Genomic DNA, 17,533 nt, shown 5'->3' with positions numbered 1-17,533 from the left:
GGAATGGTTTCTACCCGGCAATCTAATGAGGTCGCCATGAACAGCGAAGAACAAACCCTGATCGATGGACTGTTTTCACGGCTGCAACAGGCCGAAAAGGATTCAGCCCCGCGCGACGTCCAGGCCGAGGCGCGGATCAAGGAACACCTGGCCAGCCAGCCAGCGGCGGGCTATTTCATGGCCCAGGCGATTCTGGTGCAGGAGGCCGCGATCAAGCGCCTCGATGAACAGAACAAGCAACTCGCCCAGCAGGTCGAGCAATTGCAGGCCGAGCTGCAACGGGCCCGTTCCCAGCCATCGGCACCCAGCGGTGGCGGAGGCTTTCTGTCGAGCATTTTTGGTGGCAGCGCCCGGGATTCACGCCCGGCAAGCACACCGACGTCCAGTGGGGGAGGCTGGCGCGAACCGGCACAGCCGTCCTTCAATGCCCAGCCCCAGCCCCAACAGAGCTTCGGCGCGCCGCCCGGCAATTATGGCGCACCGCAACAGCAGGCCCCGGCTGCGGGCAGCTTCCTCGGCGGCGCCCTGAAAACCGCGGCAGGCGTGGCCGGCGGTGTGATGCTGGCCCAAGGCATCAGCAGCCTGTTCCACAGTAACCAGCAACCCCAGGAAATCGTCGAGGTCATCAAGGAGGAGCCGGCTCAACCGGTCAACGACACCGCCAACAGCGGCGACAACGGTTGGGGCGATGACCAACGGGTGGCCGATAACGACGGCTATGGTAATGACCCGGGCGGTTTCAGCGACGCGGACTACAGCGACGATTCATCTTCCTTCGGCGACGACGACTCCTTCGTCTGACCTGCCATTCGTCCGGGGCGCACAGGCGCCTCGGGGCGATTATTCGCGGAACAATCCTTCGGGCTGGCATACTGGGCGACTTTTCGGCCCAGGTGGTCTGCGTGCGTGTGCATCCAAGAGGAAACGCGGTGAAAAAAATTGCAGTGTTCGCCGATGTCCAGAACCTCTACTACACCGTGCGCCAAGCCTACGGTTGCCATTTCAACTATGCCGCGCTGTGGGCTGATGTCAGCAAGCAGGGGCAGATCGTCGAGGCCTATGCCTACGCGATCGATCGCGGTGACAGCAAGCAGCAGCAATTCCAGCAGATCCTGCGCAACCTGGGCTTTATCGTGAAGCTCAAGCCCTACATCCAGCGCAGCGACGGCTCGGCCAAGGGCGACTGGGACGTGGGCATCACGCTGGACATCATGGACGCCGCCGACCACGTCGACGAAGTGGTGCTGGCCTCCGGCGACGGCGATTTCGACATGCTGCTCGAACGCATCATCCAAAAACACGGCGTACAGGCCGTGGCCTATGGTGTGCCGGGGTTGACCGCCAACTCGCTGATCCGCGCTGCCAGCCGCTACGTGCCCATCGAAGGCGCGTTGTTGCTCAAGAATTGATTTTCACGGAGTTCAAAAGGTTTGGAACGCATCGCAGTCATCGACTTTGAAACCACCGGGATCACCCCGAGCAGCAGTTGCCGGGCTACTGAAATCGCGGTGGTGATGCTTGAGCAAGGCCGGATCGTCGACCGCTACCAGAGCCTGATGAATGCCGGTGTGCGCGTCCCTGCGTTTATCGAGCAACTGACCGGCATCAGCAACGCCATGCTGCGCAGCGCCCCGTCGGCGGAAAAGGTGATGAACGAGGTCAACGAATTCGTCGGCATCACGCCGCTGCTGGCGCACAACGCTGCGTTCGACCAGAAGTTCTGGGATTTCGAACTGGGGCGAATCAAGCGCACCCGCCTGCAGAATTTTGCCTGCTCACTGTTGCTGGCCCGGCGCCTGATGCCAGCGGCGCCGAACCACAAGCTCGGCACGCTCAACACGTTCGCCGGCCTGCCCCATACCGGCCAGGCTCACCGGGCCATGGCCGACGCCGAAATGGCCGCCAACCTCACCGCGCACCTGGCTTCGCAATTGCGGCAAAAGCATGGGCTGCGGGAGTTGTCCCATGATCTGTTGTGCAGTTTGCAGAAAGTGCCGGCGGCGAAGATCAACGAGCACCTCAAGCGGCATCGCGGGTTCTAAACACACCACAAAGCAACTGTGGGAGTGATGTGTCAGACAGGCCGCTTTCGCGAGCAAGCTCGCTCCCACACCAGATCCCGGCAACACCCAGACCCTGTGCCCACTGAAGATCCAATGTGGGAGCGAGCTTGCTCGCGATAGCGGTGTGTCAGTCGACATTGAGGTTGGCTGATCCAAAGCTATCGCGAGCAAGCTCGCTCCCACAGTTTCGATCAGTGTTACTTCCCGTTGCCTTCCAACTGCCCCAACGGCACGCGCTTTTCAATGGCGCTGGACAGCACGATCGAGGTCTTGCTGAAGCCGAACTTGGCGATGCGGTTGATCAGCTCTTCCAGTTCCGGCATCGAGCCAACCGCCGCTTGCATGATCACGCACGGGTCTCCGGTGACCCGGTGGCACTCGGTCAGTTGCGGGATCTTGCACAGTTCGTCGTAGGTCTTCTGGTTGCCATGCTGGTTCATCCGCAATTCGATGACGCACTGCACCGGCAGGCCGATCTTCGCCATGTCGACTTTGGCTTGATAACCGGTGATGACGCCGCTGGCTTCCAGTTTGCTGACCCGCTCGGCCACGGCCGGGGCTGACAGGTTTACTTTGCGGGCCAGTTCGGCGTAGGACGCACGACCGTTTTCCAACAGGGCGCTGAGCAGCATGCGGTCGTATTTATCCACGGTATGGCTTCCTGTTGGTGTGACTTTCGAAAACACGATTTATAGCGTTGATATCCGTGTTTTGAAAAGTGTACGGCTCGGATAAACAGGTTTTGTAACTTATTTTCCGTCTGTCGCCTTTCTAGAATAACGTCTCTCATTGTCCTGACTTCGAGCTGAACATGCCCGGCCCACGCCGTTTTCCCTTGCCGTTGATTGCTGCCTTTTTTGCCTTGTACGTCATCTGGGGTTCGACCTACCTGGTGATTCGCATCGGTGTGGAGCATTGGCCGCCGCTGTTGCTGGCCGGGATTCGTTTTGTGCTGGCCGGTTCGCTGATGTATGGCTTCCTGCGCTGGCGCGGGGCACCGGCGCCGACCTGGGCGCAATGGAAGGCCGGGGCCATCATCGGTGTGTTGTTGCTCAGTTTCGGCAACGGCGCGGTCAGTGTGGCCGAGCACACTGGCGTGGCGTCCGGGGTGGCGGCGTTGGCGGTGGCGACGGTGCCTTTGTTTACCTTGCTCTGCGGATATTTCTGGGGCGCGCGTAATACCCGTCTGGAATGGGCGGGGATTGTGCTGGGGTTGATTGGCATCGCGATGCTCAACCTGGGCTCCAACCTGCAGTCCAGCCCGTTGGGTGCGACCTTGCTGGTATTCGCGGCGGCGTCCTGGGCCTTCGGTTCGGTGCTGAGCAAACACGTGCCGTTGCCGGCAGGGGCGATGGCCAGTGCCGTGGAAATGCTGGTAGGCGGCGTGGTGCTGTTGATCGGCAGCGTGGCCAGCGGCGAGCACCTGGACAGCATGCCGCCGCTGGAAGGTTGGTTTGCCTTGGCTTACCTGACCTGCTTCGGCTCGATCGTTGCCTTCAATGCCTACATGTACCTGCTCAAGCATGTGCGTCCGGCGGCGGCCACCAGTTATGCCTACGTCAACCCAGCCGTGGCAGTGTTGCTGGGGATCGTGTTCGCGGGTGAAACCATTGGCGCTGAAGAAAGTCTGGCGATGTTGGTGATCATCAGTGCCGTGGTGTTGATCGGTTTGCCGCAGTGGCGCAAACCCAAGCCTGCGCCGGCCGCTTCCTGATTTAGGGTAAACTGCCGCGCATTGCACACCTTGCGCTGATTTTTCCTACGGTACTTCCATGACTTTCGCCACCCTTGGCCTGATCGAACCCTTGCTGCGCGCCCTCGAGACGCTCGGTTACCAGACCCCGACCCCAGTGCAGGCCCAAGCCATGCCGGCGGTGCTGGCCGGTCGTGACCTGATGGCCGCGGCCCAGACCGGCACCGGCAAGACCGCCGGTTTCGCCGTGCCGCTGTTGCAGTTGCTGACCACCGAAGGGCCGAAGGTCGCGGCCAACTCGGTGCGAGCGCTGATCCTGGTGCCGACCCGTGAGCTGGCTGAGCAGGTCCATGAAAGCGTGCGTCAGTACGCGCAAAACCTGCCGCTGAGCACCTACGCTGTGTACGGCGGTGTCAGCATCAACCCGCAAATGATGAAGTTGCGCAAAGGCGTCGACCTGTTGGTCGCCACGCCAGGGCGTCTGCTCGATTTGTTCCGCCAGAACGCGCTGAAGTTCAATCAGCTGCAGACCCTGGTGCTGGACGAAGCCGATCGCATGCTCGACCTGGGCTTCTCCGAGGAACTGGCGAATATCTACAAGGCACTGCCGAAGAAGCGCCAGACGCTGCTGTTCTCGGCGACCTTCTCCGACGCGATCCGCCTGCTGGCCGGGCAGATGCTCAACGATCCGCTGAGCATTGAAGTGAGCCCGCGCAACGTCGCCGCCAACACCGTCAAGCAATGGGTGGTGACGGTGGACAAGAAGCGCAAGCCGGAATTGTTCGTGCACCTGATGCGCAAGAACAAGTGGAAGCAGGTGCTGGTCTTTGCCAAGACCCGCAGTGGCGTTGATGCGCTGGTGGAGAAACTCCAGGGCCTGGGCGTCAACGCCGACGGCATCCACGGTGACAAACCCCAGGCCACCCGCCAGCGCGCGCTGGACCGCTTCAAGGCCAGCGAAGTGCAGATCCTCGTGGCGACCGACGTCGCCGCCCGTGGCTTGGATATCGAGGATTTGCCGTTGGTGGTGAACTTCGACCTGCCGATCGTCGCCGAGGACTACATCCACCGCATCGGCCGTACCGGTCGGGCGGGCTCGACCGGGGAAGCGATTTCCCTGGTCTGCGCCGACGAAGTGAACCTGCTGTCGGCCATCGAGATGCTGACGCGCCAGACGCTGACTCGTCAGATGGAACAGGATTTCGAGCCTGAGCATCGGGTTCCGGACACCGACGCCAGTGGCCAGGTGATCAAGAAACCGAAAAAGCCGAAGAAACCGAAAACCTCCGGTGGCGGCGGCAAGCGCAACCTGGGCAAGTGGGTGGACAGCGGTGATGCCTCGCCGGTGGAGCCTTCGGTCAAGCCTGTGCGCAAAGTACCGGTGTTCAATACCGGGCCGCGTAAGAAAAAACCCTGATATTAAGGCATTAGTGATCGTTCCCACGCTCTGCGTGGGAATGCCGCCCGGGACGCTCTGCGTCCCAAAAGCCGAACGCGGAGCGTCCGCAGAAGCATTCCCACGCAGAGCATGGGAACGATCACTGCCTCAAGAATTCCAGCATGCCTAGCCCCGCTGCGCGGCCACTGGCAAAGCACGCCGTAAGCAGGTAGCCGCCGGTCGGTGCTTCCCAATCGAGCATTTCCCCGGCGCAGAACACGCCGGGCAATTGCTTGAGCATCAGGCGTTCATCCAGGGCCTCGAAGGTCACGCCACCGGCGCTGCTGATGGCTTCGTCCAAGGGGCGGGTCTTCACCAGAGTGAGCGGCAGGGCCTTGATCGCCTGGGCCAGCCGCGCCGGGTCAGTGAAGCACTCGGCCGGTGTGAGCTCACGCAACAGCGCGGCCTTGACGCCGTCGATCCCCAACTGGCTGTGCAAGTGCTTGGCCATCGAGCGGGAGCCGCGTGGCTTGCTCAGGGCTTGCTGGATCTTATCCACAGGCCGGCCCGGCAGCAGGTCCAGATGGATCGTCGCGCTGCCGTGTTGGTTGATAGCTTCGCGAATCGCTGCCGACAGGGCGTAGATCAGACTGCCTTCGATGCCGGTGGTGGTGATCACACATTCGCCGAGGCGCGGTACATCGTCGTTCAGGCCGATGGCGATGTTCTTCAGCGGGGCGCCAGCGAATTTGCTGATCATCAGGTCGCTCCAGGCCTCTACCTCGAACCCGCAGTTGCTCGGTTGCAATGGCGCCAGGGTCACACCGCGTTGTTCCAGCGGCAGCATCCAGGCGCCGTCGGAGCCCAGGCGCGACCAACTGCCGCCGCCCAGGGCCAGCAGTGTCGCGTCGGGGCGTAGCGTTTTCTCACCTTCCGGACTCGCTATGCGCATGCTGCCATCGGGGTTCCAGCCGAGCCAGCGGTGGCGCGTGTGGATCGCCACGCCGGCATCGCGCAGGCGCTTGAGCCAGGCGCGCAGCAGTGGCGCGGCTTTCATGTCGGTAGGAAATACCCGCCCGGAGCTGCCGACAAAAGTGTCGATGCCCAGCCCGTGAATCCATTCGCACAATTGCTCGGCGCCGAATGCCCGCAGCAGCGGGGCAATGTTCGGCGCACGTTCGCCGTAGCGGGAAAGGAAGGCCGGGAAGGCTTCGGAGTGGGTGATGTTCATGCCGCCCACGCCGGCCAGCAGGAATTTGCGGCCCACCGAGGGCATGCCGTCGTACAGGTCGACTTGAAGGCCTGCCTGGCTTAGCACCTCGGCCGCCATCAGACCGGCGGGGCCGCCGCCGATGATGGCGACGTTTGGGGCGGAAGGCTTGGCGGTCGAGGTCATGATTTGAACTGGGGGCTGGGGTAGGCGGGGCATTCTACCAGCACAATTCTTTGTGGGAGCGAGCTTGCTCGCGATAGCGGTGTGTCAGTGACATTCATGTAGCTGACCCTCCGCTATCGCGAGCAAGCTCGCTCCCACAGGGGGTGGGTGGTGCTTTCAAAGAGGTGATCAAAAAACAGCCAAGCCTCTGTACGCTACAGGCAGCATAGCCTGTAGGTCGTTTCGCTCAGGTTATCCACAGGCCGCTCCACAGGCATTGTGGGTAAAGCCCAGGTTTCAGTGACAACCTGATGACGTCCAGACCCTTTGTGCGCTGTGGTGCAGGATTCCGTGGCGGCGGGCCAGGGCCTGGCGGTCCTTGCTGTAGCCGCCACCGATCACGCCGACCACCGGGATATCGCGCCCCAGGCAATGGCGCATGACGCTCTCGTCCCGGGCGGCGAGGCCTTCGTCGGTCAGTTTCAGGTAGCCGAGGGCGTCATCCTTGTGTACGTCTACGCCGGCGTCATACAACACCAGGTCCGGCTGATAGAGCGGCAGCAAGTAGTTGAGCGCATCGTCCACCACCTTCAGATAAGCCGCGTCTTCCATGCCCATCGGCAGGGGGATGTCCCAGTCGCTTTGCGCCTTGCGTGCAGGAAAATTCTTTTCGCAGTGCAAGGAAACTGTCACGGCGTCCGGGGTGTCATGGAGTATTCGGGCGGTGCCGTCGCCCTGGTGCACATCACAGTCGAAAATCAGCACCCGCGAGACTCGGCCGCTGGCCAGGAAATAGCGGCTGATCACCGCCAGGTCGTTGAAGATGCAGAACCCGGCCGGGTGGTCGTAGTGGGCGTGATGGGTGCCGCCGGCCAGGTGGCAGGCCAGCCCATGCTCAAGGGCTTGTTCGGCGGCCAGGAGCGAGCCGCCCACGGCGCGCACCGTTCGGCGGGCGAGGGCTTCGCTCCAGGGCAGGCCAAGTCGCCGTTGGTCCTCACGGGACAACTCGCCGCCCATGTAGCGTTCGATATACGCACGGTCGTGGGCCAGGGCGAGGATGTCCGGCGGACACAGCGACGGGCGCAGCAGGTCGGCGTCGCGGGTCAGCCCGCTGTCCACCAGGTGATCGCGCAACAGGCGAAACTTGTCCATGGGGAAACGGTGTTCCGCCGGGAAGTCAGGGCTGTAGTCTTCGTGATAGATAAGCGGCAGCGACATGGTGTTTTCAGTAGTGATTGAGTGACGGATCCTACCAGCGATGTAGACTCTGGGGCATGGAAGGGGAGTGAAAATGGAGCCGATACTGGAACTGGAAAGCGCGCGGCTGCTATTGCGGCAGTGGCACGATGATGACTTGCCGGAATTTGCCGCCATGTGCGCAGACCCGCAGGTGATGCGTTATTTCCCGGCGCGCCTGAGCCGCCTGGAAAGCGCTGCCCTGATCGGTCGCGTGCGGGGGCATTTCGCCGAGCATGGTTTTGGTTTGTGGGCCCTGGAACGCAAGGACACTGGCGCCTTCATTGGCTTTACCGGGCTGGGTGTGGTCGGGTTCGATGCGCCTTTCACACCGGCTATCGAGATCGGTTGGCGCCTGGCCCGGGAACACTGGGGCCTGGGGTATGCCAGCGAAGCGGCCTGGACCGCCCTGCGTTGTGCTTTCGACCAGTTGACGCTGGACGAAGTGGTGGCGTTCACCGCCGTCGACAACCTGCCATCGCAAAAGGTCATGCAGGCCATTGGCATGCAGCACGACCCGGCTGACGATTTCGAACACCCGACACTCGCCGTCGGTCATCCATTGCGTCACCATGTGCTCTATCGCATCAATCGTGAGCAGTGGTTGCAGACCCTGCACGGTTAGCCGACACGGACGTTTACAATGCCCGCCAAAATGGCCCGGGCCACTATCGATCCGCCGCCGCAGCATAGACTGCGCGGTTTTTGCGCTGTGTGAGGAAAGTCTGAATGAGCCACGTGTTGGAAGATCTGGTCGACCTGCTGACCCTGGAACCGATCGAAGAGAACCTGTTTCGCGGGCGTAGCCAGGACCTGGGATTTCGCCAGTTGTTCGGCGGCCAGGTCCTGGGCCAGTCGTTGTCGGCGGCCAGCCAGACCGTGGAAGAGGCGCGCCATGTGCATTCGATGCACGGTTACTTCCTGCGTCCGGGCGACGCCGCGCTGCCGGTGGTCTACCAGGTGGACCGGGTGCGCGACGGTGGCAGCTTCAGTACTCGCCGGGTGACGGCGATCCAGAAGGGCAACCCGATTTTCACTTGCAGTGCGTCATTCCAGTACGACGAAGAGGGCTTTGAGCACCAGAGCAGCATGCCGCAAGTCGTCGGGCCGGAGAATCTGCCATCCGAGCTGGAACTGACCCAGCAGCGCGCGCACCTGCTGCCTGAGCACATGCGCGAAAAACTGCTGTGCCCCAAGCCGATCGAGGTGCGCCCGGTCACCGAAAAAGACCCTTACAACCCGCAACCGGCGGACCCGGTCAAATACGTGTGGTTCCGCGCCGATGGCGCCCTGGCGGATTCGCCGGCCCTGCACAAATACCTGCTGGCCTACGCGTCGGACTTCGGCCTGTTGACCACTTCGTTGCTGCCCCACGGCAAATCGGTCTGGCACAAAGACATGCAGGTCGCCAGCCTCGACCACGCCTTGTGGTTCCATGCCGACCTGCGCGCCGATGACTGGTTGCTCTACGCCATGGACAGCCCGTGGGCCGGAAACTCCCGCGGGTTTTCCCGTGGCAGCGTGTTCAACCGCGCCGGGCAACTGGTGGCCTCGGTGACCCAGGAAGGCTTGATCCGCCATCGCAAGGACTGGGCATGAGCCTGGCCGAGGTTCGTCACTGGGTATTCGACATGGACGGCACGCTGACGATTGCCGTGCATGACTTCGCGGCGATCCGCGTGGCCCTGGCGATTCCGGCCGAAGACGACATCCTCACCCACCTGGCGGCGTTGCCGGCTGATGAAGCTGCGGCCAAGCATGCCTGGCTGCTGGAGCATGAACGGGACCTGGCGCTGGGCTCCAGGCCCGCGCCGGGGGCGGTTGAACTGGTGCGAGAGCTGGCCGGGCGCGGTTATCGCCTGGGCATCCTCACCCGCAACGCCCGCGAGCTGGCCCACGTCACCCTCGAAGCCATCGGCCTGGCGGACTGCTTCGCCGTGGAGGATGTACTGGGCCGCGACGAAGCACCGCCCAAACCCCACCCCGGTGGCCTGTTAAAGCTGGCCGAGGCCTGGAACGTGGCGCCCGAGACGATGGTGATGGTGGGCGATTACCGCTTTGACCTGGACTGCGGGCGCGCGGCGGGTGCACGGACGGTGCTGGTGAACCTGCCGGACAACCCGTGGCCGGAGCTGACGGATTGGCATGCGCGCGATTGTGGGGAGTTGCGGCGGATGCTGTTGGCTTGAGCGCTGGGTTGACTGATCGATCGCTATCGCGAGCAAGCTCGCTCCCACAGTGAATTTGTGTCGAGCACAGATTTTGTAATCGACAGAGACCCCCTGTGGGAGCGAGCTTGCTCGCGATAGGTCCCTGTCATTCGCTACAAAACTCACTGACCAAACAACACCTTCAACCCCTCGGGCGAAGTCAACATCCCATCCCCGTTATGCCCCACCCCCGGCACTTCGATCAGCCGCTGGTTCAACCCCACGGGATGGCGCCGGGTCAGGTAGTCGAAAAAGAAATGCCCGCGCAGTAACCGATACGGCCCCTGGGTTTGTGCTTCACAGCCTTTATCCAGCGCCGGATGTTCCGGGTCGGTGTCTTGTTGTCCGAGCAAATAGACGATGTCGCGCTTGGCGTAGTTATCTTCCAGTTGCGCGGGTGTTTGCCCCGCCGCGTAGGCTGGCAAGTTCTGCAGGCCGTACTTCCAATGATTGAAGCCAGGGCAACTGGCCGGGTCGAAAGCCATGGGCCGTTGCGCATCGAAGTAGGCATAGGACGACGGGTTGGCGATGACAAAGCGTGGGTTGATCCGGTACTGGCCGTGGGCGAGCAGGGCATAGCGCTGCACGACCTGGGCGCCGCCGGAATGGCCGGCGATGACGATCTCTTTCACTTCGGGAAACTGTTGCCGGTCACTGACTCGCGCAACGATGTCGTCGAGTACCTGGTAGGAACTGACCGGGTTCGGCCCTGTGGATAAACCACCGGCCATCCAGTCGTTGCCTTGCCAGCGCAGGATGTCATTGGGCAATTGATGGCGCGCCACGTCCTGTTCATTGAGGAACTGCGGGGCGATGATCAGGGTGGTGCCCAGTTGCCCGGCCTGCCCGGCAGCCTTTTCGGCGCTGTGCAGGTAGGTGTCGGCATTGCGCAGCCGACCGTGGAGGATGATCAACACGCGCTGGATGGACGCCGGCGGTGGGCTTACGCCGACGGCCAGGGCACCACCCTTGAACTGCAGTCGCCCTTGGGCGACCACGTTGACGCCGTGTTCCTCGGCCTGGGCAACGGCGCAGCACAGCACCAGCCCGATCAACGCCCCCCACTTCATCTACAGGGTTTTCGCCGCGAACGTGTCGCACTGGCTGACCTGGCCCTGGGCGAACCCGGTCTTGAACCAGCGCACTCGCTGCGCCGAAGTACCGTGGGTGAACGAGTCCGGCACCACGCGGCCCTGGCCTTGTTGCTGCAAGCGGTCATCGCCGATGGCATTGGCGGCATTCAAGGCCTCTTCGATGTCTCCCGGCTCCAGCCAGTTCAGGCGTTTTTGCGCATGGTTGGCCCACACACCCGCCAGGCAATCGGCCTGCAACTCCTGGCGTACCAACAAGCCGCCATCGCCCTCCATCTGCCGCCCTTGCTGGCGTGCTTCCTGGATTTTCGCCGACACGCCGAGCAGCGTCTGCACATGGTGTCCGACTTCGTGGGCAATGACGTAGGCCTGGGCGAAGTCTCCGGCGGCGGCGAAGCGTTGGGACATTTCCTTGAAGAAACTCATGTCCAGATAGACTTGCCGGTCTGCCGGGCAATAGAACGGACCGGTCGCCGACGAGGCAAGGCCGCAGGCCGAGTTGACCCGGCCGCTGAACAACACCAGTTTCGGTTGCTGGTATTGGCGTCCGGCCTGTTGGAAAACCTGGCCCCAGGTGTCTTCGGTATCGCCAAGGATCGAGCGCACGAACTCGGCCTGTTCATCGTTGGCCGGTGGCGCCTGGCGGGTCTGTGAAGAGGTGGGTGCGGATTGATCCATCTGCCCGGCCAGTTGGCCGAGAATCTGCATCGGGTCCTGGCCGGTGATCCAGCCGATGCCGACGATCAGGAGGACGGCCGTCAGGCTCAAGCCCTTGCCGCCGCCGAAACGCATCCCGCCACCGCCCCCACCGTCACCGCGAGCGTCCACCACGTTGTCACTGCGGCGACCTTTTTTCCATAACATGTGGGCGTTCCTCTGATTGGCCGGGGTGTCACTGTATTGTCGTTGCGGTGAGTCTAGCTTTTGGGGCGTCAGGATGCGCGTGATGCCTGAGCTTTCAGGCAACCGTCGCGGGGTTTGGTTCATCAGCGCATGAATGAATGGCGCATCGGTTCCAGAATTTGCATTACACTTTGCATATTCTAGAATCGACGAACTTACCTTTGGATCGCTCATGGCCGGCAGTCAAATCGAACGGGTTTTCAATGTGCTGGAAAGCCTCGCCAGCGACCCTCGCGGCTGGCCGCTGCTAGGCTTGGCCGAACAGTTGCAGATTCCCAAGAGTGCCACCCACCGTTTGCTCGCCGAACTGATGCGCCTGGGCTATGTGCGCCAGAGTCCCGAGAACCTGCGTTATCACTTGTCGACTCGCCTGGTCGCCATGGGCTTTCGTTATCTGTCGCGAAGTGGAGCCGACATCGTCCAGCCAGTGCTCGATCGCCTTGCACAGCAAACGGGTGAACTGGTGCGCCTGGGTGTCATCGAAGGGGAGTGCCAGACCTGGATCGCCAAGTCTCAGGGGGCCCGTTCCGGCTTGCGCTACGACCCGGACATGGGGCGTGAGACGCCGTTGTCCTATACCGCGTCGGGCCATGCCTGGCTGGCTTGCATGAGTGACGCCGAGGCGTTGGCACTGGTGGCGCGCCAGGCTGTGCAAGTGCCGGCGGACGCCGGGCCAAACGCACCACGCAGCCCGGCTGAACTGCTCCAGTACCTGCACCAGGCCCGCGAGCAAGGCTATGCCTGTGTCGAGGAAAGCTCGGCGATCGGCACGTCGGCCATTGCCGCTGTGGTCCGTCATCCATTGGATGGCCGAGTCATCGGCGTATTGAGTGTTGCCGGCCCCAGCGCACGGATGACGCGGGCGCGGTTGCATGAGCTGGCACCGACCTTGCTGGCGTTTGCCGAGGAGCTATCGCAAGCCAGTCAGGCCTCGGAGTTGTTCAGCTGAATGCGGTCTCATCCGTCACAGGCAAGCCTTGCTCCCTACATCACGCAACGCAGGATTCCTACATGACCGTCAGCACTCCGCTTTCCGGCGTCAATCAGGCTTTCAAGGGCATCCTGCTTATTCTGGTGGCGACGTTTCTGTTCTCCAGTCATGACGCCTTGTCGAAATATCTCTCGGGTTTCTACCCGATCATCATGGTGGTCTGGGCACGTTACGTGGTGCACACGTTGTTGATGGCGGGTATTTTCCTGCCGCGCTCGGGGTTGCGGGTCCTGCGGACCAAGCGTCCTTTGTGGCAACTGGCCCGGGCGCTGTGCCTGCTGGGCACCAGCCTGTTCTTCACCACGGCGCTGTTGTATATCCCGTTGGCCGAGGCGACGGCGGTCAACTTCCTCGCGCCCGTGCTGGTCACCGCGTTGTCGGTGCCATTGCTGGGCGAACACGTGACACGCGGCCAATGGATCGCGGTGATCTTCGGCTTTATCGGGGTGCTGATCATCGTCCATCCGGGTGGGGATCTGTTCACCCCGGCGGTGATATTGCCGTTCTGTTCGGCGCTGTTCTTCTGTTTCTACCAACTGCTCACGCGCAAGCTCAGCGAGATCGACAGCCCGACCACCAGCAACTTCTTCGCTGGCCTGTGCAATACGTTGGTGATGAGTGCGCTGGTGCCGTTCTTCTGGCAAGTGCCGAGCCTGTTGCACGGTGCGATGATGCTGGCGCTGGGCGCCTGCGGGATGACGGCGCACCTGATGCTGACCCAGGCCTTCCGCTTTGCCGCCCCGGCGCTGCTCGCGCCATTCGGGTACTGCCAGATCGTGTTTGCCGGGCTGCTGGGCTGGTTGTTGTTCAACCACACGCCGACGCTGACCACCGTGGTGGGCATCACCTTGATCTGCTTGAGTGGGTTGGCGGCGGCGTGGCAGCAGCGGCGGGCTTAACACCGATTGTGAAGGGGGTAATTGTGGGAGCAAGGCTTGCCCGCGATGAAGGCGCTTCGGTTCACTTAGGACCGTATCGTCTTCATCGCGGGCAAGCCTTGCTCCCGCAGTGGGATAAATAATCCCGGGCTGACGGGAATCAGTTTTCCAGCGTAGGCACCTTGCGCGGTGCCATGAAGTACAACCAGGTCAGGGCAATGAAGTACATCGCCGGGATCAGGGTGAACAGCACGGTGTAGTTGTTATTGGTGATCGTGAGGATGTGGCCCACCAGTTGAGTCATGAACATCCCGCCGATGGCCGCGCACATGCCGCCGAAGCCGAACACCGTGCTCATCATGTGCTTGGGCGTGTAGTCCATCACCAGGCTCCAGATGTTGGCGGTCCAGGCCTGGTGCGCGCCGATGGCCAGGGAAATGGCGAATACCGCCATCCACAGGCTGCTGGAGCCCGCGGCCATGATCACGCCGATGATGCAGCAGGCGAACAGCAGCATGGACACCAGTCGCGCCTTGATCGGATTGAGACCACGGCCAATCAGGAACGAAGACAGGATGCCGCCGCCCACGCTGCCGAAGTCGGCGGTGAGGTAGATGATGATCAGCGGGATGCCCATCTGGGTCACGTTGATGCCCAGGTTGTATTGCTGGTTCAGAAACGGCGGCAGCCAATAGAGGTAGAACCAGAACACCGGGGCGGTAATCGAGTAGGCCAGGGCGAACGCCCAGGTGCCGCGCATGCGCAGGATGCGTGAGAACGGCACGCGGACCTGGTCCGGTTCCTCCTGGGCCTGGATGTAGTCCAGTTCCGACTGTTTGACGCTGGGATGGTCTTCGGGGTTGAAGTATTTCAGGCCCCAGAACAGCAGCCAGATCCCGCCCAATGCCGACATGCACAGGAACGCCGCCTGCCAGCCCCACACGTGCAGGACCAGTGGCAGCAGCATCGGGGTGAACATCGCGCCGACGTTGGTCCCGGCGTTGAAAATGCCAGTCGCCACGGCCCGTTCACCGGCCGGGAACCACAGCCGCGTAGTCTTCACGCAGGCCGGGTAGTTGGCGGCTTCGGTCAGGCCGAGGATGAAGCGGCAGACCATGAAGCCCACCGCCGAGGTGGCCAGGCCGTGGGCGCCGGTCGCCAGGCTCCAGAGCAGCACCGCGCAGAAGAACACGCGCTTGACGCCGATCCGGTCGATCAGCCGTCCTTGCAACACGAAGCCGACGGCATAACCGACCTGGAACCAGAAGTTGATGTTGGCGTAGTCCATCGCCGTCCAGCTCATTTCCTTGGCCAGGATAGGCTGCATGACGCCCAGGGCGGCACGGTCGATGTAATTCAGGGTCGTGGCAAAAAACACCAGGGCGAGCATGCCCCAACGGGTCTTGCCCACGGCCATGGCGCCGCGGATCTTGTCGCCGATGCCGCTGGAGGAGACTCCCAGGCTGGGGGCCAGGCGGGAACTTTGGGAAGGGATCATAGCGTGTACCCGTTTTTGAAATTCTTATGGTTGGTCTGGGTCTGTCCATCGAGGTCGGCAGGGCCGGCGTCAATGTGGGAGCGATGGTGCGCAGTGAGCAAAAAATCGTCAATTCGGCAATGGCCATTTTGTTCGATAATCGCCCAAAAAACTAACTGGATGGTACATATTAAATTGCTGAAAGAAACCGGCAGCTCAATAATCGGCTGACTCTTTAAAAAGCGGCGCACCTTTTGTAGCCGATGCCTGTCCCGGGAGCCGAAGTCATGCAGCGTTCCATTGCCACCGTGTCCTTGAGCGGTACCTTGCCGGAAAAACTCGAAGCCATTGCCGCCGCCGGGTTTGACGGGGTGGAAATTTTCGAGAACGACCTTCTCTACTACGATGGCAGCCCTCGGGAAATCAGGCAGATGTGCGCCGACCTGGGCATCGCCATCACCTTATTCCAACCGTTTCGCGACTTCGAAGGCTGCCGCCGCGATCGCCTGTCGCGCAACCTGGAGCGGGCCGAGCGCAAGTTCGACCTGATGCAGGAACTGGGCACCGACCTGGTGCTGGTGTGCAGCAACGCCTCGGCCGACAGTGTCGGCGATGAACGGATTCTCATCGATGACCTGCGCCTGCTGGCCGAACGCGCCGGTGCGCGCGGCTTGCGGATCGGTTATGAAGCGCTGGCCTGGGGCCGGCACGTGAATACTTATCAACAGGTCTGGAACATTGTGCGCCAGGCCGATCACCCCAGCCTCGGCGTGTTGCTCGACAGCTTCCATACCTTGTCCCTCAAGGGCGATCCGAGTGCGATCGCCGAGATTCCCGGCGACAAGATCTTCTTCGTGCAAATGGCCGACGCGCCGATCCTGGCCATGGATGTCCTGGAATGGAGCCGGCATTTCCGTTGTTTCCCGGGGCAGGGCGAGTTCGACTTGCCGGGTTTCCTGGCGCCGATCATCAAGAGTGGCTACACCGGACCGCTGTCGCTGGAAATCTTCAACGACGGTTTCCGCGCCGCGCCGCCACGGGCCAATGCCGCCGACGGCCTGCGCTCGCTGCTGTACCTGGAAGAAAAAACCCGTCAGCGGCTGGTTGAAGAAGTGCCCTCCATGGGCAATGCCGACATCCTGTTCGCCACGCCGCCGGCCAGCGAATACAACGGCATCGAATTCCTCGAGTTCGCCGTGGACGATAACCTCGGCGCCAAGCTGTCCCATTGGCTGGAACGGCTGGGGTTCGTCAAGGCCGGCCAGCATCGTTCCAAGAATGTCAGCCTGTTGCGCCAGGGTGATATCAACCTGATCCTCAATAGCGAGCCGTACTCGTTCGCCCACAGTTTTTTCGAAGCCCACGGACCTTCGTTGTGCGCCACCGCCGTGCGCGTGAAAAACAGTGCCAGCGCCCTGGAGCGGGCTGTTGCCTACAAAGGCCAGCCTTATCGGGGGTTGGTGGGCCCCAATGAGCTGGAGCTGGCCGCGGTGCGGGCACCGGACGGTAGCCTGATTTACCTGGTGGACCAGCAGGCCGATGTCTATGGCACCGATTTCAACCTGCAGCCGGGTGCGGTCATTGGGGCCGGGCTCAAGCGCATCGACCACATGGCGATGGCGCTGCCGGCCGACAGCCTCGACAGTTGGGTGCTGTTCTACAAGAGCCTGCTGGATTTCGAGGCTGACGACGAAGTGGTCTTGCCCGACCCTTATGGCCTGGTAAAAAGCCGTGCGTTGCGTAGCCGCTGCAGTTCGATCCGCTTGCCGCTGAACATTTCCGAGAACCGCAACACTGCGATCTCACACGCGCTGTCGAGTTATCGTGGCTCCGGCGTGCATCACATCGCCTTCGACTGCGACGACATCTTCGCCCAGGTCAGTCGTGCCAAAGAGGCGGGTGTGCCGTTGCTGGACATCCCGCTCAATTACTACGACGATCTGGCGGCGCGTTTCGATTTCGACGACGAGTTCCTTAGCGAACTGGCCTACTTCAACGTGTTGTACGACCGTGACGCCCAGGGTGGCGAGCTGTTCCACGTCTACACCGAGCCGTTCGAAGGGCGGTTTTTCTTCGAAATCATCCAGCGCAAGAATGGTTACGCCGGTTACGGCGCAGCCAATGTCGCGGTGCGACTGGCGGCCATGGCCAAGTCCCGCAGCGGTGGTTTGCGGCACGCCAAGTTGTAGGAAAATCGTAAACGTGGCGGTAATGGGCCGTGTCCTGGCTTCCTTCAGT

Annotated in this window: 17 protein-coding genes; 11 read left to right on the top strand and 6 right to left on the bottom strand. The window is 62.1% G+C overall.

Annotation, left to right across the window (positions count from 1 at the left end; all coding sequences use genetic code 11):
- Positions 1 to 36 precede the first annotated feature (36 nt).
- The 3 genes from KI235_RS26380 to KI235_RS26370 all read left to right on the top strand — a co-directional run bounded on the left by KI235_RS26380 (position 37) and on the right by KI235_RS26370 (position 2,042).
- Complete coding sequence (locus KI235_RS26380) at positions 37 to 801, top strand: DUF2076 domain-containing protein (protein WP_027912149.1); 765 nt, start codon at positions 37 to 39, stop codon at positions 799 to 801.
- A 128-nt stretch (positions 802 to 929) separates the two neighbouring features.
- Positions 930 to 1,409 (top strand): NYN domain-containing protein, encoded by a 480-nt coding sequence (locus KI235_RS26375; protein WP_013694260.1) that lies wholly within the window; start codon positions 930 to 932, stop codon positions 1,407 to 1,409.
- 21 nt (positions 1,410 to 1,430) lie between these two features.
- Positions 1,431 to 2,042, top strand: coding sequence for a 3'-5' exonuclease (locus KI235_RS26370; RefSeq protein ID WP_003205836.1), 612 nt, complete (start codon positions 1,431 to 1,433; stop codon positions 2,040 to 2,042).
- Between the two features lie 218 nt (positions 2,043 to 2,260).
- Here KI235_RS26370 and KI235_RS26365 read toward each other — a convergent pair whose 3' ends face one another.
- Positions 2,261 to 2,713 carry an Lrp/AsnC family transcriptional regulator gene (locus KI235_RS26365; protein ID WP_003205835.1) on the bottom strand — a complete coding sequence of 151 codons (453 nt, stop codon included), beginning with the start codon at positions 2,711 to 2,713 and terminating at the stop codon, positions 2,261 to 2,263.
- 161 nt (positions 2,714 to 2,874) lie between these two features.
- On the opposite strand from KI235_RS26365, the gene yedA reads away from it, so the two are divergent.
- Both yedA and KI235_RS26355 read left to right on the top strand, forming a co-directional pair.
- A complete protein-coding gene (gene yedA / locus KI235_RS26360; RefSeq protein ID WP_003205832.1) occupies positions 2,875 to 3,777 on the top strand; it encodes a drug/metabolite exporter YedA in 903 nt (300 codons plus the stop codon).
- 58 nt (positions 3,778 to 3,835) lie between these two features.
- Positions 3,836 to 5,173, top strand: coding sequence for a DEAD/DEAH box helicase (locus tag KI235_RS26355; RefSeq protein WP_212795364.1), 1,338 nt, complete (start codon positions 3,836 to 3,838; stop codon positions 5,171 to 5,173).
- Between the two features lie 121 nt (positions 5,174 to 5,294).
- Here the strand turns inward: KI235_RS26355 and KI235_RS26350 are convergent, their stop codons facing one another.
- Positions 5,295 to 6,530: a TIGR03862 family flavoprotein gene (locus tag KI235_RS26350; RefSeq protein WP_028237286.1), complete on the bottom strand. Its 1,236-nt coding sequence runs from the start codon at positions 6,528 to 6,530 to the stop codon at positions 5,295 to 5,297.
- A gap of 276 nt (positions 6,531 to 6,806) precedes the next feature.
- Positions 6,807 to 7,727, bottom strand: coding sequence for a histone deacetylase (locus tag KI235_RS26345; RefSeq protein WP_003205826.1), 921 nt, complete (start codon positions 7,725 to 7,727; stop codon positions 6,807 to 6,809).
- A gap of 73 nt (positions 7,728 to 7,800) precedes the next feature.
- On the opposite strand from KI235_RS26345, the gene KI235_RS26340 reads away from it, so the two are divergent.
- The 3 genes from KI235_RS26340 (at position 7,801) to KI235_RS26330 (ending at position 9,934) form a co-directional block, all read left to right on the top strand.
- Positions 7,801 to 8,370, top strand: a complete 570-nt coding sequence (locus KI235_RS26340; RefSeq protein ID WP_003205825.1) for a GNAT family N-acetyltransferase — start codon at positions 7,801 to 7,803, stop codon at positions 8,368 to 8,370.
- 104 nt (positions 8,371 to 8,474) lie between these two features.
- A complete protein-coding gene (gene tesB / locus KI235_RS26335; RefSeq protein WP_003205823.1) occupies positions 8,475 to 9,344 on the top strand; it encodes an acyl-CoA thioesterase II in 870 nt (289 codons plus the stop codon).
- Positions 9,341 to 9,934: an HAD family hydrolase gene (locus KI235_RS26330; protein WP_013694256.1), complete on the top strand. Its 594-nt coding sequence runs from the start codon at positions 9,341 to 9,343 to the stop codon at positions 9,932 to 9,934. Before tesB ends, KI235_RS26330 begins: the two co-directional genes overlap by 4 nt.
- 143 nt (positions 9,935 to 10,077) lie before the next feature.
- On the opposite strand, the gene KI235_RS26325 is transcribed toward KI235_RS26330, so the two are convergent.
- Positions 10,078 to 11,025, bottom strand: coding sequence for an alpha/beta hydrolase (locus KI235_RS26325; RefSeq protein ID WP_114731639.1), 948 nt, complete (start codon positions 11,023 to 11,025; stop codon positions 10,078 to 10,080).
- Positions 11,026 to 11,910 carry a neutral zinc metallopeptidase gene (locus tag KI235_RS26320; RefSeq protein WP_003205817.1) on the bottom strand — a complete coding sequence of 295 codons (885 nt, stop codon included), beginning with the start codon at positions 11,908 to 11,910 and terminating at the stop codon, positions 11,026 to 11,028.
- A gap of 211 nt (positions 11,911 to 12,121) precedes the next feature.
- Between KI235_RS26320 and KI235_RS26315 the strand changes: the two genes are divergently transcribed.
- Both KI235_RS26315 and KI235_RS26310 read left to right on the top strand, forming a co-directional pair.
- Entirely contained in the window at positions 12,122 to 12,898 is a 777-nt protein-coding gene (locus tag KI235_RS26315) for an IclR family transcriptional regulator (RefSeq protein WP_003205815.1), read from the top strand.
- Positions 12,899 to 12,960: 62 nt separating this feature from the next.
- Positions 12,961 to 13,839, top strand: coding sequence for a DMT family transporter (locus tag KI235_RS26310; protein ID WP_003205814.1), 879 nt, complete (start codon positions 12,961 to 12,963; stop codon positions 13,837 to 13,839).
- Between the two features lie 139 nt (positions 13,840 to 13,978).
- On the opposite strand, the gene KI235_RS26305 is transcribed toward KI235_RS26310, so the two are convergent.
- Positions 13,979 to 15,316: an MFS transporter gene (locus tag KI235_RS26305; protein WP_003205813.1), complete on the bottom strand. Its 1,338-nt coding sequence runs from the start codon at positions 15,314 to 15,316 to the stop codon at positions 13,979 to 13,981.
- A gap of 266 nt (positions 15,317 to 15,582) precedes the next feature.
- Here KI235_RS26305 and quiC point away from each other — a divergent pair, with 266 nt between their 5' ends.
- Positions 15,583 to 17,484: a 3-dehydroshikimate dehydratase QuiC gene (quiC, locus tag KI235_RS26300; RefSeq protein ID WP_027912145.1), complete on the top strand. Its 1,902-nt coding sequence runs from the start codon at positions 15,583 to 15,585 to the stop codon at positions 17,482 to 17,484.
- The last annotated feature ends 49 nt before the right edge of the window (positions 17,485 to 17,533 follow it).

Source organism: Pseudomonas sp. St386 (assembly GCF_018325865.1).
Taxonomy (GTDB): domain Bacteria; phylum Pseudomonadota; class Gammaproteobacteria; order Pseudomonadales; family Pseudomonadaceae; genus Aquipseudomonas; species Aquipseudomonas brassicacearum.
The sequence above is the reverse complement of the archived record's forward strand: the minus strand, read 5'-3'. Positions and strand labels throughout refer to the sequence as shown.